Origin of the sequence: Bradyrhizobium sp. F1.13.3, from assembly GCF_040548265.1 — a bacterium.
In the GTDB taxonomy this organism is placed as follows: Bacteria; Pseudomonadota; Alphaproteobacteria; order Rhizobiales; family Xanthobacteraceae; genus Bradyrhizobium.
The window spans coordinates 139,397-155,797 of the sequence record NZ_JBEPRI010000018.1; the positions used below are offsets into that span (position 1 = coordinate 139,397).

General features: G+C 60.9%; 12 protein-coding genes. 5 read left to right on the top strand and 7 right to left on the bottom strand.

Annotation, left to right across the window (positions count from 1 at the left end; all coding sequences use genetic code 11):
* Window positions 1-525 precede the first annotated feature (525 nt).
* Window positions 526-1,152 (bottom strand): response regulator transcription factor, encoded by a 627-nt coding sequence (locus ABIB66_RS35270; RefSeq protein ID WP_354257791.1) that lies wholly within the window; start codon window positions 1,150-1,152, stop codon window positions 526-528.
* Between the two features lie 343 nt (window positions 1,153-1,495).
* On the opposite strand from ABIB66_RS35270, the gene ABIB66_RS35275 reads away from it, so the two are divergent.
* The 5 genes from ABIB66_RS35275 (at window position 1,496) to ABIB66_RS35295 (ending at window position 7,578) form a co-directional block, all read left to right on the top strand.
* Window positions 1,496-1,888 carry a response regulator transcription factor gene (locus ABIB66_RS35275; protein ID WP_354257794.1) on the top strand — a complete coding sequence of 131 codons (393 nt, stop codon included), beginning with the start codon at window positions 1,496-1,498 and terminating at the stop codon, window positions 1,886-1,888.
* A gap of 199 nt (window positions 1,889-2,087) precedes the next feature.
* The gene (locus tag ABIB66_RS35280) at window positions 2,088-4,748 is read left to right on the top strand and encodes a PAS domain-containing sensor histidine kinase (protein WP_354257797.1); all 2,661 of its coding nucleotides are present in this window, start codon (window positions 2,088-2,090) and stop codon (window positions 4,746-4,748) included.
* Between the two features lie 840 nt (window positions 4,749-5,588).
* Entirely contained in the window at window positions 5,589-6,110 is a 522-nt protein-coding gene (locus tag ABIB66_RS35285; protein ID WP_354257801.1) for a hypothetical protein, read from the top strand.
* A complete protein-coding gene (locus ABIB66_RS35290) occupies window positions 6,107-6,829 on the top strand; it encodes a P-loop NTPase family protein (protein WP_354257804.1) in 723 nt (240 codons plus the stop codon). Before ABIB66_RS35285 ends, ABIB66_RS35290 begins: the two co-directional genes overlap by 4 nt.
* A complete protein-coding gene (locus ABIB66_RS35295; RefSeq protein WP_354257806.1) occupies window positions 6,826-7,578 on the top strand; it encodes a hypothetical protein in 753 nt (250 codons plus the stop codon). Before ABIB66_RS35290 ends, ABIB66_RS35295 begins: the two co-directional genes overlap by 4 nt.
* Here ABIB66_RS35295 and ABIB66_RS35300 read toward each other — a convergent pair.
* The 6 genes from ABIB66_RS35300 to ABIB66_RS35325 all read right to left on the bottom strand — a co-directional run bounded on the left by ABIB66_RS35300 (window position 7,515) and on the right by ABIB66_RS35325 (window position 16,291).
* The gene (locus tag ABIB66_RS35300) at window positions 7,515-9,173 is read right to left on the bottom strand and encodes a type IV secretory system conjugative DNA transfer family protein (RefSeq protein WP_354257809.1); all 1,659 of its coding nucleotides are present in this window, start codon (window positions 9,171-9,173) and stop codon (window positions 7,515-7,517) included. The two genes, ABIB66_RS35295 and ABIB66_RS35300, sit on opposite strands and share 64 nt — an antisense overlap.
* A gap of 70 nt (window positions 9,174-9,243) precedes the next feature.
* Entirely contained in the window at window positions 9,244-9,630 is a 387-nt protein-coding gene (locus ABIB66_RS35305) for a hypothetical protein (RefSeq protein ID WP_354257812.1), read from the bottom strand.
* A 238-nt stretch (window positions 9,631-9,868) separates the two neighbouring features.
* Window positions 9,869-10,072: a hypothetical protein gene (locus ABIB66_RS35310; RefSeq protein ID WP_354257815.1), complete on the bottom strand. Its 204-nt coding sequence runs from the start codon at window positions 10,070-10,072 to the stop codon at window positions 9,869-9,871.
* A 600-nt stretch (window positions 10,073-10,672) separates the two neighbouring features.
* Complete coding sequence (locus ABIB66_RS35315) at window positions 10,673-11,575, bottom strand: ArdC family protein (RefSeq protein ID WP_354257818.1); 903 nt, start codon at window positions 11,573-11,575, stop codon at window positions 10,673-10,675.
* A gap of 375 nt (window positions 11,576-11,950) precedes the next feature.
* On the bottom strand, window positions 11,951-12,868 hold the full coding sequence (locus ABIB66_RS35320) for a hypothetical protein (RefSeq protein ID WP_354257821.1): 918 nt from the start codon (window positions 12,866-12,868) through the stop codon (window positions 11,951-11,953).
* Window positions 12,869-13,075: 207 nt separating this feature from the next.
* The gene (locus ABIB66_RS35325; protein WP_354257824.1) at window positions 13,076-16,291 is read right to left on the bottom strand and encodes a UvrD-helicase domain-containing protein; all 3,216 of its coding nucleotides are present in this window, start codon (window positions 16,289-16,291) and stop codon (window positions 13,076-13,078) included.
* Window positions 16,292-16,401 lie beyond the last annotated feature (110 nt).

Below are 16,401 nucleotides of genomic sequence, written 5' to 3' on the forward strand. Positions count from 1 at the left end.
GGCTGAATTGACGTGCGCTGATCATGACTGACCCTGCGTTCAGGTCCGGGCGGCTGCGCGCTCCGACCACAGTGCTGAAATCTTACGAGCGAGAAGCTGCTGTTGCGATCATGTTGCTTTCACGGACTTCAATTAAACCTACCTGCCGATGACCGGTATCACTGCAACCAACATGGTTGGCTTCGGTGGCGCGGTCTATCGCACGTGAGTATTGCGGGATGCGAATGTGGTTGAGCTGACTAAGCCTGAGTGTACGCGTCCAGCGCTGATCCTGGTTAGTTCGTTTGCCCGATTGGGCTTAAACGGAGGAGGGATGCTCTGAGAACGCCAGTTCCAAGGTCGTGAATGCGCTTGGCGAGTGATCCGGCAAGCGGGAAAATGGCACGTCGGCAAGCCACGCTTCTTGATCGATGTCGTTGAGCTTGGCCGCGGCAAGGAGGATGTCGATGGCAGCGGTAGGGAGGGGTGGATCGCAGATACCGCGGACAAAAAAGCGGGGACGAGGGATACTCCAGCTCAGGTATCTTACGACTTCTCGGGTACCAGGCCGAGCTTGGCCACCATTCTCCCGAATTCGGGAAGCGAACGGGCGTTCATCTTCCGCATCGCGCGGCTGCGGTGGACCTTCACCGTAGGCTCGCTGATACCAATATCGCCGGCAATCTGCTTGCTAAGACGACCCTGTGCGACGTGAATCATGATTTCACGCTCCCTGGGGCTTAGCGATCCGAAGCGCTCCTTAAGCGCGCCCAGAGCCTTCCCGTTCTCCTGGCGAGCACGATCGCGATCGAGACCCAGGTGAATGGCGTCGAGCAGTTCCTCATCACGGAGCGGCTTGGTAAGGAATTCGATGGCACCATCCTTCATCGCTTGTACCGACATCCGGATGTCGCCATGCCCCGTGATGAAGACGATTGGGACTTCCCTATTCGCCGCCGCGAGCTCGCGCTGTAAATTAAGACCGCTTTGCCCCGGCAATCGCACGTCGAGCACCAGGCAGGTCGGGCCATCCGGCGCATCGGATTCGAGAAACTCGGAAACGGAGCCGAATAGCTGGGCATGAAGGCCGACCGACCGCAAAAGTCGCCCGAGCGAATTGCGAAGCTCGACATCGTCCTCTATGACCAAGACAGTTGAGACCTTCTCCTGCATGTCTGCTGCTCACGTTAACACGGAAATGATCCTCTGTCGCCGTCCGCTAAGCCGTCGTGCGGTTCGCAGCATATTCCCAATCCGCGGGCGAGAAAAGCACCATCGTAGGACTTGTTGTAGACCAAGGCTTACGCGCACAAACCGTTGAGCTGCTGTGAACAACTGCATTCTTGATGCGCGGTTCGGAATTCACGGTTGTAGCCTAAACCAAGATTTACGGGGCATCGGCATTACTCAGTGGTACACTTTTTGCGCTGGTTGCGGTTATCGACTTTACCTCGGCGCGTGACAGCAAGTAGTCGTCGCCTGTACGGCGGGTTCGATCGAGGTGCTGGAAATCCGTATGCCGAAACCGACTTTGGTCGCGGTCGTCGAGGATGATCGGTTCTTTCGCGGGTCGATGAGAAGGCTCATAAGGTCGCGAGGCTACCGCGTTGAGGCGTTTCCGTCGGCCGCTGATTTCCTCGCGTCTCCGCATTTCAGCGAAACCGCCTGCGTGATCGCGGATGTTCAGATGCCTGGGATGACCGGACCCGATCTTTACCGACATCTCCTCGCTTCAGGGCACCAGATTCCGACGATCCTCGTGACGGCCTACGCCGATGATCAGGTCCGGGCCCGCGCTTTGAAGGATGGGGTGGTTTGCTACCTTCCGAAGCCGGTCGATGAGGAGCTTCTGCTGAAGTGTCTTGATGCGGCTCTTCGCTTTGGCGCGTCGACCAGAAATACTTCATGAGTTTCTTTTTTTCGCCGTAAATTTAGCCCGGAAACTCTACGAGTTGCCGGATGGTGCCGCACTCGATGAACGGCGCGTACTCGGACGTGGCTCTCACGCAGTTTTTGCGATAAGATTCCCTGACGAAGTTGTGAAAGTGAAGGAGTTAGCCATCGCGGCCGCTACGGCTCGATCGATGCACAAAACCAGCAGGCGGAAGATGACTGTCGAGGTTGATGAAGGCAAGAAGCCCGAAGAACAGTCCAGATTCTTGGCACGGCTGCAAGCCACTCTAAATCTGGTCCCCGCGCATACCTGGTACGCGGCTTCGTCCGGCGGACTCACCTTCGTGAATAAACGAACTGCGGATTACCTTGGTCTTCCGAACGATCATCCCCTACGCTTCGGCATAGACGTTGGCGCCCAGTGGGACTCCCATATCCCGTTGCTGCACCCGGACGATCATCAAGAAACACGCAAAGTCTGGTCAACCTGTCTGCGCACGGGCGAGGCCGCTGAGGCGAACTTTCGAGTTTGTAACGCTCAAGGAGGCTACCGCTGGTATCGCAGTCGCGCCGAACCGCTTCGGGCGAGCGATGGAACTTTGCTGCAGTGGATCGGGGTGAACGTCGACATTGAAGAGCTGAAGTGTGCAGAGGACGCGTTGCGGGAGAGCGAGCAAAACCTGCGAATGATCATCGATACGATACCAGCCCATGTCGTGCGTTATAGGCCGGATGGTTTAGCCGATTTCATGAACCAGACCTTTAGCGACTTCGTCGGTCCAGGGATCGGCTTCGACAACTTGAGAAGCGCGGTGCATCCGGAAGATTACCCGGAACGCTCGCGTGACTGGGACACACACGTTGCCGCGGGAAAACCGTACGACATCGAAATGCGGGTGCGCCGCGCCGACGGCGTTTATCGCTGGCATCGCAGCAGGCGCGTGCCGCTGCGCGACGCGAACGGCGCGATCGTGAACTGGTATGGCGCCGGTCACGACATCGATGACCAGAAGCGGGCCGAGCAAGCGTTACGCCGCAGCGAAGCCTATTTGGCGGAAGCACAGAGGGTGAGCCACACCGGTTCGTCGGCCTATAACGCGACGGAGATTGTTTATTGGTCCGAGGAGGCTTCCCGCATCTGGGGGGTTGATCCGGTGCAGGGCATTCCGAGCCGCGAAGAGGTGTGGCAACGGATCCATCCAGACGACCTAGACAGGGTGAACGAAAATATCGAGCGCGGAGTGCGAGAAAGGAGAAACTTTGCGAACGAGTTCAGAATCGTGCTGCCCGGCGGGGCGGTCAAACACATCGAAGCAACTAACAATCCTGTGTTCTCGGCCAGCGGAGAGTTTCTAGAGATTGTTGTCACGGGCATCGACGTGACGGAGCGCAAGCGGGCCGAAGAGGCCTTACGGGAGAGCGAGGCCAAGTTCCGCGACTACGCCGAGACCGCCTCGGATTGGTTCTGGGAAATCGGCGCGGATTACAAATTCACGCTGTTGACCCAGAATCCGTTTAGTGGACAAGCGGCCCAGCGACTCGGCATGGCGTGGTGGGATCGCGCTCTCGACCTTGAGACGGAACCCGGGAAGTGGCGGCTTATCCAGGCAACCCTCGATTCACGCCAGCCGTTCCGGGACTTCGTATATCGCGGGTTGGGCAGCAACGGTTCTCCGATGTACGTGAGGGCCAGCGGCAAGGCCGTGTTTGACGCCAACGGTGAATTCCGTGGCTATCGCGGCACCGCCGCCGATGTGACAGCAATCATGCGCGCGCAGGAGGCGTTGCGTGAGAGCGAACGAAGTTCACGATTGGCACTTGATGGGATACCCGGTCTCGTTGCGGTAATGGCTCCGAACGGTGAACTCGAAGCCGCCAATCGCCAATGCCTCGAATATTTTGGCCGATCGTTGGAATGGCTAAAGGACTGGGGAACAAACGATGCGGTGTATCCTGAAGATCTTCCCCGTGTTGTTGAAGCTTTTGGCAGGGCTATAGCCTCCGGGCTTCCCTACCAAGTCGACTCGCGCCTGCGGGGGATCGACGGCGAATATCGGTGGTTTGAAGCCCGGGGCGTCCCAGTTCGCGATGGCTCCGGGCACATCGCGCGCTGGTACATCCTATTGACCGATATCGACGATCGTACACAAGCGTTGGCACGATTGGAGCAGATGCAATCGGATTTGGCCCACATGAACCGCGTGAGCATGATGGGAGAATTGGCCGCCTCGTTGTCTCACGAAATCAAGCAACCGATCGCCAGCGCCCGCAACAATGCCCGTGCGGCGCAGAATTTTCTGGACATGCGACCGCCGGAATTGGGCGAGGTCAGGGAGGCACTTAGCTGCGTCGTGGACGATGCCGATCGCGCCGGAGACATCATCGACCGGATCCGTGATCACCTAAAGAAAGCGCCTCCGCGAACAGAGCAATTTGACCTTAACGATGCGATCAAAGAGGTAATTGGATTGGGGCGAAGCGCGATAATCAAAAATCGCGTTTGGGTCCAGACCCGGCTTTCTGAGGGATTATTTCCCGTTCACGGCGATCGCATTCAATTGCAGCAGGTGGTCCTGAACCTGCTTCTGAACGCGGTCGAAGCAATGGGCTCGGTTGAGGCAGCGCCGCGAGAGCTGTCGATCAGCACCGAGCAAGACCACACAGGTGTTCTTGTGGCAGTGCGTGATTCCGGGCCGGGCCTCGATCCGCCCCATCTTGAGCGCGTGTTCGATGCATTTTACACGACGAAGTCCAGCGGCATGGGGATGGGGCTGCCGATTTGCCGGTCAATCATCGACGCCCATGGGGGCCAGTTGTGGGCAGAGGCGAATGAACCTCGCGGTGCTATATTTCAATTCACTTTGCCCGCCGCGTAGTCGCCTCAGAGCGATGGCGCCTTGGTAAGCACGACTTGTCTTCGTGGATCAGCATCGCATGCAGCATCCAGTAGAAACACTCCGTTTTTGCGGCGAGATATGCGTGTCCAGAGTGAAACTTCCGCTCTGCATCATTCAATTGCATAAGGGGCTGGATGGAAAATAGTAAGCCAAGTAGAGGGGTCGCGAAGCGGGCCGCTTCGACGCGACAATGTGTACAAATGCGCTACCCAGGAAGCCCGTTATGACGATCGCGCCGAATACGGTCCGGGACCACGGCGGGCGCAATGGCGACGGGACCCATGCAGCTATCACGGTTGGGTTAGCGCCACGGCCTAGCGAAGCGCCGATCCCGCAGACGGCCGCTTTGCGCCAGAATCGGCCGGCCGAGAACGACGCCGCCTACTCCGGAGTGCGACTCTCAGTCATCTTTTAGATGGTGCTTTCAGATTATCGGGTAATGGCCCGTGCTGTCGTCACACCTCGCCCCTGGTCCGTGCAACTCGCACGAATTCCGACAGCCTGACAATCTGTCGGCCTTGGTTGGAACGATCGGCTTAATCAGTTCCGGTACCCCTCTCGCAGAAACGTTGGCCCTTGTTGGCATCTGGCCATCGGGTCTGACCGCGCCACCGCGACAACGGTTAAGCAAAAAAATATATCGGTGATCGCCTGACGGCGCTCGGCCCTTCTACAGAGGGTCGCTTCGGCTGCGCCAAAGATCTCGCGTTAGCGCACTGATAGCGCCTGGCGGGCTCCCTAGCGGGTCCAGATGGTGGACTTCGCGCCGGACCAGAGCGACCACCATTTGCGCTGCGACCGAACGAACGGCGAGATTTGGTGGCGTTGGCCCGGCTGGCATTTCTGAATCGCGATCCCCACCTCGCGAATATGTCGATCGATTCAAAACGTCTGACGAAGGACTGCGCCAACGCTCAAGCGACGCTGGCAGCAAACGGCCGAGCGCTTCGACGCACCGGTGCGACTGCTATCATTGAACCCATTTTGCCGCTGATCCGCGAATTGCGTGTACGAAAGCATAGTTGGGCAGCAATCGCAGCCGCGCTGGCCAAGCAGGGCGTCATCCAGGGCGTCAATCGCGAGCCGATCACGCCGCGCCGCTTGACCGCCCTCATTTCAGCGATCGACAAGCGCGAGCGGCGCCAAGAAGTCCGCTTGGCCGGCCGTGCCAAGCGCGGCGATCTCGCACCATTGCCGGCGAACTCTCACGGCCTGTCGCTGTCAACAGATCTGCAGCGCGCGGACTTCGCGACTGCCATCGCGAGCGATAGCGAAGAGACCATCCGTCATCAAGAGTTCGAGGACCGCGTGCGGTCACTACTGAAAAAGGATTCGACATGACCAGGGTACTGGGGATTTTCCAGGACAAGGGCGGTGTAGGCAAGTCGGTCACTTGCCGTGGACTGGCGGAGGTTGTCCCCGGTGCACCAGTGATCGAAATCGATTCAAGTCCGCGGTTATTCGAGCTTGGAAAACGCGTGACATTCTTTCAGACGCGTGCCGATCGCGAGGCGATTGAGCTTTCCGGCGGCGCCGCGTCGCGCGCAGAGTTCGACCAGGTTATCGACGCCATCGCCTCGGCAACGCTCCCGACCGTCATCGATGTCGGTGCAAACACCGGCGCTTCCTTGATGACGGTGATCGCCGGCCTGAGGGAGGACTTCGCTGCTGCCGGCATCGAGTTCGGAGTGCTCGTGGTCACTACGGCAGAGCCGGGCGCGCTTGCAGAGGTGCCGAAACTCCTTTCGGTCGCGGCGCCCTGGGCAGCGGCGCGCTTCGTGATCGAAAACCGCGTCAAGGGCCAAGTCGACCCGAAATTGCTGCTCAAGATCGCATCTGGCGCAACGGTGTCCTGCCTGCTGAATCAGGTGATGGATGAGAAGGCGGCCGCGATCATGCAGGCTGGCGGGTTGGCTTCGATCGCGAAGCTCGACGCGAAGGCGCTGCACACCAAGTTTGGCATCGCCCAGGGCAGCCGTATCCGCCGCGACCTCACCCGCGTGCGGCTGGAGGTGATGCAGGCGGTGCGTCCGGCCGCAGAATGGCTGATTGCGAAATGAAATTCCTTCTCAATCTGTTTAGGAGCCCGCGAAAACAGCAAGCGGCCATTAATCGCCGCGCCGGCCAGCCTGCCCGGCCGGTTCCGCGGTCGACACGATCGGGCGTGAGCACCGTTGCAAGGAGACCAGCGGCCGCGGCCCCCGTCGACCCGCTCGAAGAGGCCCGGCGGGATGCCGCGCATGCCGCCAACGACGTGACCGAAATCAGCCGCGCGCACCTGGCCACGCTTATAGCGCTCCCTCCCCGCGCTCGGATTGCACATCTGACCGATCCGGAGCTGACGCCGTTGCATCAAGCCGAGCTTGAAGCGTCAGTACAGACTGCTCTGCCGCGAACCGCCCCGGCCAGACCAGCACCGCCTAGGTTGTCCTCATCACGCCGGCGGTTCTTGCAGGCCTGGGGGTATCGATGTGTCCTGACCATCGTGGTGCTCGCCACGGCTGGCCTGCTCGCCGGCATTGCCCGGCGCAACACCGGCGAGCGCCTGCTTGCCTCGAACGAGACATGGATCATCGATTGGAGGCTCCCCGACGGCTCAACCTGGCATGGGGCCTGGAGAACCGGGTTGCCGGCTGTCGCGATGCATCCGCGGAACGGAAGGGTCGTCCTACGCTACTGGTTGGCAGGTCGTGGCTACGCCACAACAGAAGTCGACCAAGGCTGGCTAATCGCAAACAGCTTTGACTATGTCGTCGCGCCGACGGGCGCGACCGGCGTGGTCAGCCCGGCAAAACGCGCATCGTCATGACGAGTCTTGCGTAGTCGAACCGCGCGCTTCGCATAGCGGTCGCTGTTCGGAAACAGAATGAGATCGGAGGACGGCAATCTCCCCAATTCCTCTGCGGTCATCAGCCTGACACCGCGTGGCGCCTGAGAACTGCTCGTCCGCGCGCCCTGCACCGACTTGTCGTTGACCTTCGTTTCTTCCAGAACCGTGAAATCGCTGAGTGCGCGCGACCAGAATTCACGTTCATCTGGATCGACCATTGCGGGATCCGAAACTGTGACGAACTCCGACGTACGCAACAATGTCGCTCCGTTTTCAGCGCCGTAGCAGGCCATTATCTGGGATCTATCTTGCCAGAAAGTCCAGAGTGATGCTCCCGCACCGGGCAGCTCTCCGGCTGCGGTAATCAGCTCTCGACAGTTCCCGAGCGTCCTCGTTTCATCAACAAAGATGATCAGCCTTTCGGCTACGCGATTGCGCCGAATGGTCGCAAAGAGATCGGCCAAAAGCCACCGAAGAAACGGCGCGAGCGCTTCAAGGTTTTCCGTCGGCAGAGTGACGAACAGATCTGTGTCGCCAGCGCAGAGGTCGGTGAGCGCGAACGTACTATCTGACGTTAGCGCCTGCATCCTTTCGTCATCGCACCATTGGAAAGCCTGCTGCGCGGTCGACAGGATCGGATCTCGGGTCTTTGCGTCCATGGTCAGGAACTGTCGCACGCGGTTCGCCGTGGTGCCGGCAACACCCTTCAGGGCGTCAGCGAGTTGATCCGGGTTGGACAGGAAATCAGACACCGCCAGCGGCGTTGCATTTCCCAGGTGCTGCGCGGCTTGGAAAGCGGCGACGATCACATCGGCGGCCTTGTTCTGAAAATACGCATTCTCTTCCGACACCGCCGACGGCAGCAACGTCCTCGCGACCCGCTGCAGGTAAGCCGTGTCCGCCGGATTCATGGTCGTGAGCGGGTTCCACCGGTCGGTGCCACCACAGATAGCCATGGGATCGAGACATCGGACGGTCTTGCCGAGAGCCTGCCGCCGCTCTACCACCGCGCGATAGACTTGGCCCTTCGGATCCAGCACAACTGCCGGGCCGTTCCAGGCCGCCTTATCGGCCGCGACAAGATTCGGAATGATCAGACCGCTGGTTTTACGGCGCCTCGGAGGTGCAATGGTCAAAATGTTGCCCTCGACCGCCACGCGAATGGGCTTGCCGGTCTCGCAATCGCGGCCAAATTCCAGGCCCTTCTTCATGGTGGAACGCTCGCCCTTGGTTGCCCAGCGGGCATCCCCTTGCAATGCGTCCGGATCCCGGCGCGGCCCTCGTTTTGGCGATGGCAACATCGCCATGAACGCGATCGGGACCGAGCAAATGGCGAATATCTGCAGCAGACCACCGCCGGCAAACGCAGGCGAATGACCCGTTGCCATTTCCAGCAGCGCTGCGGCATTTGGCAGGGCATAAAACGACAAAAAGCCCTGGAGCCATTGGTCAGGGGACATCACGGCGGGAGGCCACGCCGCTGGATTGAGGCCGTGCGCCACCGCGGCGGCACAGGGATAACCAAGCACAAATGCGAAGGCTCCGACGAAAACGAATACTACGGCATTCAACATTGATGACCCCTATCTTGTTTCGATCTGACAGACTCCACAAACGTCTCGCGCCCTGCTGACGCCGATCCCGTCACCAAGTCTTGGAGGCGCGCTTCTGCCAGCGTCGTTCGATTTCGAGCGGAAAGCCGATCGGCGCCGCAATCAAGGCTCGCCGCGCAATGTTCGATGCGCAGGCATACCGTTCGTTGGTCTCAAAATTATTCATCATCCAGCCGATCCGAGCCTCGATCGTCCACGAATTCAGCAATTCGACCATGATGGGTGCCGAGCCGATCGCTAGGTCGTGCTCCCGCTGGCTCTCCAACACGGAGGCGTACGGTCCCTCAATTTGAGTAGATGGCGTCGGCGCACGACCTTCCATGATAAAGTCGGACGCCGCCGCAACAACGGCTGCTGCCGTCTCGCGAATTGCGTAATTCATTCTGTTATCCCATCCCGTATCTGCGCGGCAGGACACCGCTCTCGCCTCAGGTGGCAATCGCGGATGACTCGCGCAAGAGTCCCAAGGGATCGAACCGCGACTCGCACTAACGATCGTCGCTGAATTCAGTAGGAAGCAACTTGTTGCCGCAACCGACGCGCGTTCGAGGCGAACACGGTGTTCTAGGAAAGCTGTTGGTATCATTGGTAAGCTTCCAAAGGACCATCCGTTGTGTGCAAGGAAGAGAGGGCCGCCCGAGGGCGGCCCTCTTGACTCAGTCGGCTGCCGTTGCATCGACCTCGTCGCTCTTGGGCTTGCGAATGACGATCTCCGCGCCGTTGAGCGGGAGGTAATCGAGCTTCACGTTGAAGCCCCAGCCATCGCTGTGGACCCAGGCAGCGCCTATTGCGTTCCAGAAATTGCGCTCGCCGGTTTTCGTTACGGCGTAGACGCGGTGGGTCGGGCGGTTGTTGCTCATGGTAGATCCTCTCGTTAAGGAAGCCATGCACCTTGCGCGGCTTCGTGGGGTCCTAAGGCCCGCGCGCTAGAGTGCCGTGGTTCAAAGTCTGCCCCACAGGGCACCGCCACGCGGCGCGGAGTTGCACAAGCCCCGGCCCTTCACCGGGGCGCGGAAGCGAGCGGCCTTGAACTGCGACGCGCGCGCGGGCATACCCCCGAAATTCGAAGCCGCTGGTGACTGACTTGCTTATCGAAGGATCATCCGAAAATGAGCGGCCAACGCTCTTGGCGCACGTCGAAACATCGAACCGCGGGCGAACGGCTGCGAGCGCGTGCGAAGGACAATGCGTGGTAGGGCGAGTCGGAAGTGAATTCGCGACCATCCCGACCTTTTCCGGGAGGGTGATCATGTCTGCAGAAGGGTCGCCTCGGCGTAGCGGCCGACGGCGGTCGCTCGGTTTCCGGGCGGCAATCGTCCTTTAGCTCGAACGAGGCAAGCTGCCGTAACTGCGCGGCCTTCCATGCCTGAGGCTGTTGGCGGAGGAGTTGGCGAATCTCCTGCCCGCGATAGGCGTGACCGCCAATAAGTATGATGTCCGGGCTTCGCCATGGCGAGCGCTCACGCGGCGTCCGCCTGGATGGAAGCGGATTTCTGCAGGCCGTGCAGGAAGTCCGCCGCGCGCTGCGCATGGGATGCAGCGGTGAAAATCGCCCGCTTGTCGTCTTTCAGCACCTTGATCCATGACGCGATATAGGAGCCGTGATCCCCGCGAAGCTCCGGCGTCAGGTCGAGGTCGGCTGACAGAAACGCGGAGCCCAATTCGGCGACAAGCTCTTCCATCGCATAGCCTTCGTCGCCGAAGCGCTTGCGGCCAAAATCGCGATCAAGGCGCGATTCGTGGCGGGTCCAGTGGACTGTCTCATGGGCAAGCGTGCTGTAAAATGACTCCGCGTCGCGGAAGGCCTCGAACGGAGGCATCTGCACGAAATCTTGCGAGACACTATAGAAGGCCATCGTGCCGCCGTGCCGGAGAGCGGCGCCGGTGCCCGCGAAAAACGCCTCCGCCCGGTCGATCCGCGGCATCGTGTCCAACGGTGGCTCAGGCTTGGCGTAGTAATGCTGCGGCAAACCGTCGATCTGCTCTACATTGAAAACCGTGTAGCCCTTCATGAACGGAATCGCGCGTTCGGCCTCCTCGCCGGTGACGGTGTCGGCCTCGGTACGGATGATTTTGTCGGCATAAACAACGAGGCTGCCGTGTTCGCCCGTGCGGACGTTGGCTTTCAACTCTCTTGCCTGCTTGAAGGTCATCCAGACCGGCGCGGCATAACCCTTCTCCATCGCTGCCGACCACAACATCAGGACATTGATACCCTGATAGGGAATTCCGCTCCCGCGCAGGGGCCGGGTGATACGCCCGGCAGCATGCTCGGCATTCCACGGCCTGAGCCATGGCCTCACGCCTTTCTCAAGCTCGCCGACGATTTGATCGGTGATGCGCTGATAGATATCCGCTTTCATTGCCTGTTCCTCCCTTGGCTTACGGGTTCGCATGAACCACGACTAGCCACGCGGCAATGAGCGGGGGCTGGGCCGTCACAGGCCAAAAAATGTGGGGTGGCGCGGGCCGGAGCCCGGGCTTGATCCGGGCGACAACACGGCCTGCGTTTTTTGCCCATCGGGCCTGGCCTTGACGGCCAGGGGGTCGCAGACCCCGTCTTCCAAAAAGAATGCGGCCTTAGGCCGCCATCACAGGAAAGTGGCGTATGGTCGAAAACACCGTGCAGATGTATCAAACAAGGTTGACCCCGAACGGCTCGTGGCAGCTCGCGCGTCGCTGGAAACCAAAATCGCGACGTGGGTCTGAGTTTTTTTGTGGAAGTCCTCGAATAAAGGCTACTTGGATTGCATGATCCGACTAAATGCCGACAGCGAATAGGCGGCCGCGAGCACCTGTTCGAGGTCCTCGATTTGTTCGGCGATAGCGCGCTCCATATCTAGTTTCGGCACGATCTTTCGCAACACCGTCGATCCGCCGCGTTGAAGAGGCATAATGTCCTCTGGCCACTCGGCCCTGACGGCAAGCAGGTTGTTTAGTAATGTTCGATTAAAGGTCAGATCAACGCAACCTTGGTCGTTCTTGTGGTCGATGGATACACCTTTAGGCATGTCATGTGTCTTGAGGATTATCCAATCAGATTTGGAGCCTTTTTCCTTGGGCTCACGCATCATCAGTTTCGGATGCTTTCGCTGAAGATACTCCCAATAGTTTCGGTGAAAGGCGGACTTATTCGTGTTCACAACCATTACATAGCCGCGCCGGCCTTGCTCAATCGCTTCGGACATAATGCGACGACGCCAGACCGAGCGCGGATCGTCAAATTGCGCATACCAATCGCGAATGGCTTCATAGGAGATGCGCCGTTCATAAAGGCTGTTCGCTCTCAACCCCGCCAAGTAAGCGGACGGTGCGCACATGCAAGTAATGTAGACGTCGAATAGTCCAGCGTCACGGGAGCGAGCCCCACGAATATGGTACCGCTCGTCTTGGCGGCTTTGCTCTGGCGCCGCCACCTTGTTTTCAATCAGTATTGCTGTCCGCGTGCCGCCGGAGACAACGCGCAGCAGGAGGTCAGTCTCTCCGTCAGTGTCTGACACGCTGTGCCAAGCGCCGGCGAATGTCGCGTCACCGACTCTTACCTGGACTGCGAACCAACTCACGAACGCCGGTGAGACGTGGAATTCTTCCATCAGCAATAGGTCGATGTCGCGCTCTTCCACCGTTAGCAGATAGCGCCCAAAATCTTCTTCCACGTTTCCTCCGAAAGCAGCGGCGCGCGCTGATCAGTCTGACAAGGCTGATCCTGCTCGCTTCATCTTGTAGCAAAGACAAAACTGCCATGAAAACCCTGCCATCAACGCTCGCTGCCCGGGCGGGCTCTCACGACGCTTTGCCGCTGCTGGCGGGTGGATTGCCGCGACGGCGTGAGCCTCGGTTCGTGGGTTATTTCGTCGACGTGATCAAGCGACATCGACGACTTGCCCCGTGGTCATGAACACCAGCAGCGCCCGCTTGGCCTTGGTCTGCATGCGGTAGTCGCCGATTTGCTGCCGGTAGTGGCGGATGCTCGACGGTTCCGGTGCCACGTCGCTCTTCCAGTCGACCACGACGTCGATGGCGCCGGTCTCGCCGAACGCGACCGCATCCGCTTGGCCCGAGAGCAGGATCTCCTCGCCGTCGCGCGTTTCGCTCCCGAACACCGGCAGTTCGGGAAATAGCCGTTGGCGCAGCGCCGCGACGTCGGCAAGCGCAAGCGTCCGCAGCACCGCGCCGGCCAATTCCGCCGCGCAGATGCCCATCTTGGGGTCCGCTGCCGGCTCCTGCCCCATCTGCCGGATCAGGTCGGCGGCCCTGGCTTCCAGGTCCGCTTTCGCGTCTTCGGCCTCACCGGTCAGCACCTCCTCGATCAGCTTGTGAAGGATGGTGCCGCGGGTCGAACTGCCGAGGACGGCGGCCGGGGCAATCTCGGTCGCTTCCGGAATTTCGGCGCTTTCGATCTTGGCTTCACCTTCGCCGACCTTATCGAGTTCGCTTCGGCTCGGACGGCGCCAGGTCACGGTCTGGCGGCCGGCGAATATCGCGGCGGACTCGGCGGCGAAGATCTCCTGGGTCTGGCCGTTTTCCTGCGGCGATACCGTTCGCTCCTTCGCGGCGCCGATGTCCTGCAGCTTGATCGGCGGCAGATCGGTAACGCCGAGATCGACGAGCTTCGCCCAGCACTTGTCCGACAGAGCGGCGGAATGCCTGGGTAGGATCAGCAGGTCGCGTGCGCGGGTCGCGGCCACGTACCAAAGCCGCACACGCTCGCGCCGCTGCTCCTCCTCGGCGCGGGCCTCGATGCCAGCATAGTCAGCGGGGCAGTTGCCGAGGATCGGGATCGAGAACAGGTTCTTCGAGCGATCCTGCACCAGGCCGGATTCGGACTTCGGCGTGCCGGTCATGTTGATCGGGATCGCTATCGGCCACTCTAGCCCCTTGGCAGCATGCACAGTGATCAGAGAGACCGCCTCCTGCTCGGCATCTGGCCGGCCCTCGACCTGACGGACGGCCTCCTCCCAGTTGGCCCGCATGTCGCCGGCAAAAGCCCGCAATCCGCGCACGTCGTAGGCTCGCGCCATTTCGAGGAAGAGATCAACGTTAGCGACCGCCCGCTCGGCACCGGCCTTGAAGCGCTGTCGGATCTGCGGGCGAACATGAAGAGCCGCAATCGCATCGGCCAGCAGCGCGTACGGCGTCGTAGCCCGGGCGCGCCGGCGCAGCGAAGAAAGCTTCGTCAGCACATCCTTGGCGACCGGATGGTTTACGCTTGCCGGATCCGTCCGGAGCGTGAGCATCGGCAGGCCCTGCCGTTCCGGATCAACCGGCAGAGCTTCCGAGAGATCCAGCAGTTCAGTCTCGGTCAGGGCGACCAGCGGCCCACGCAGCAGCGCGCCGAACGCGAGCGTGTCGCGGGGGTCGGCGAGACTGCGGGTCAACGCGATCAGGTCCTGGATCTCCTGGCGGCGGAAGAAGCCCTTGCCGGCCTGAGTGGAAACCGGGATCGCCAACTCCTCCAGCGCCTCCTCGAACCGCCAAAGCTCGGTGCCGACCGGCGCGAGCAGCGCGATGTCGCCGAAACGACATGCCCTCATCTCGCCGGTGTGATAGTCGCGGACCTGCAGGTTGCCGACGAGCCTGTTGCAGAGATCGGCCACCGCCAGCGCTTCGCCGTCGCGCATAGCGGCTGCTTTCGACTTCTCGCCCTCGACAACCACATCCAGCGCGCAGACGCCCGGCTTCGAACCGATCGCGGGATGGATCGGCGACAACTCGGAGAAGCCGGGCTGCCCGTCAGCCGACAGCACCGGCTCGAACCGCTTGTTGACAAATGCGAGGATCGGTTCGACGGACCGGAAGTTGGCCGTGATCTTGATCTGGGAGCCGGCGTCGATCGCCGACCGCGCGGCGATGTAAGCGTTCACGTCGGCGCCGCGGAAACGGTAGATCGCCTGCTTGGGGTCGCCCACCATGAACAGACCACCGGGGCGCAGCGGACGTGCAAGCGCGTCGCTTCCTTCGCAGTCCTCCCCGCAGATCAGCCACAGGATCTCGATCTGCAGCGGATCGGTGTCCTGGAATTCGTCGACCATGACGTGACGGAAGCGCTGCGACAGCGCCCGCCGCACCTCCTCGTGGTCCCGAAGCAGGTTGCGCGCGGTGTAGAGCAGGTCGTCGAAATCCAATAGCGCCGCGGCCCGCTTGTAGTCGCGCCAGTCGTCGCGAAGGCTCTGCATCTCGTTGCGCAGACGAGACAGCAGCTCGCCCGCGATGGCGCCGAGCAAGGCTTCCAGGGCCTCGTGGCATGCCTTGTACCGGGGGACGATCGCGTCGAAGGCCGCTTTTCCGTTGGACTTGGAATGGCCCGCCTTGGCGGCGGCGTCTTGCCATTTTCCGCTGGTCTGAAGCGCTCTCGCACTGCCCGTCTGGGTGAAGCAGGTCTCGTCGCGCTCGAAGTTCAGCGCCGCGATCAGGGCGGCGTTGCTGGGCGTCGCGTCGGCGAGCTTGTGGCCGTCGAGCAGATCGGCGAGATCGCGCAGCACTCCGCAGGCGGCCGAGGTCTTCTCCTCCTGATAGCCGTAACGGCCGAGCTCGGCCTCGAACTGCTTTGCCGCCGCGATCAGGTCGGTCATGGCCTTAGGCGACCACGCAATCTGCGCGCACTCGGCGTCGCGATTTTTCCGCAGGAACTGGGCCACGTCTTCGACGAGCTTCAATCCGGCGGACTCGCTCGCGAGGATGAGCTGGGCGATCAAACCGTCGCCCCTGTCTCCGGAGAGCCGATCCTTCAGCCAGGCGTCGTATCGCTCCTTGAACGCCAGGTCGGCCTCGGTGGGGTCGACGATGTTCGCCCCCGGATCGATGCCTGCCTCGGCCGGATAGGGCTTGATCAGCGCCTGGGCGAAGCCATGGATAGTGCTGCAGGTCAGTTGGTCGAAAGTCTCGCAAGCCCGATAGACGTTGGCCTTCTGCGCCTCGGGGACGCCGTCCGGAAACGCCTGTTTGAGGTCCCGAGGCACCTCACCCCTGGAAAGCGGCGTCGTGAACCGCTCGATCCGGAGCCGGAGCTCGCTGGCGGCGAATTCGGTGAAGGTGATCGCGGCGATGTGCCTCGGTTCAACGCCGCCGGCGAAAAGCACGGCGACGCGTCCGGCCTGTCATTCGGCTTGCAATATTGACCCCCTAAGCCGGGGGATCGGCGTCCAAAATTGACCCCCTATAGGTTGGTCTGTTGCGCTGCCTGCTTCGT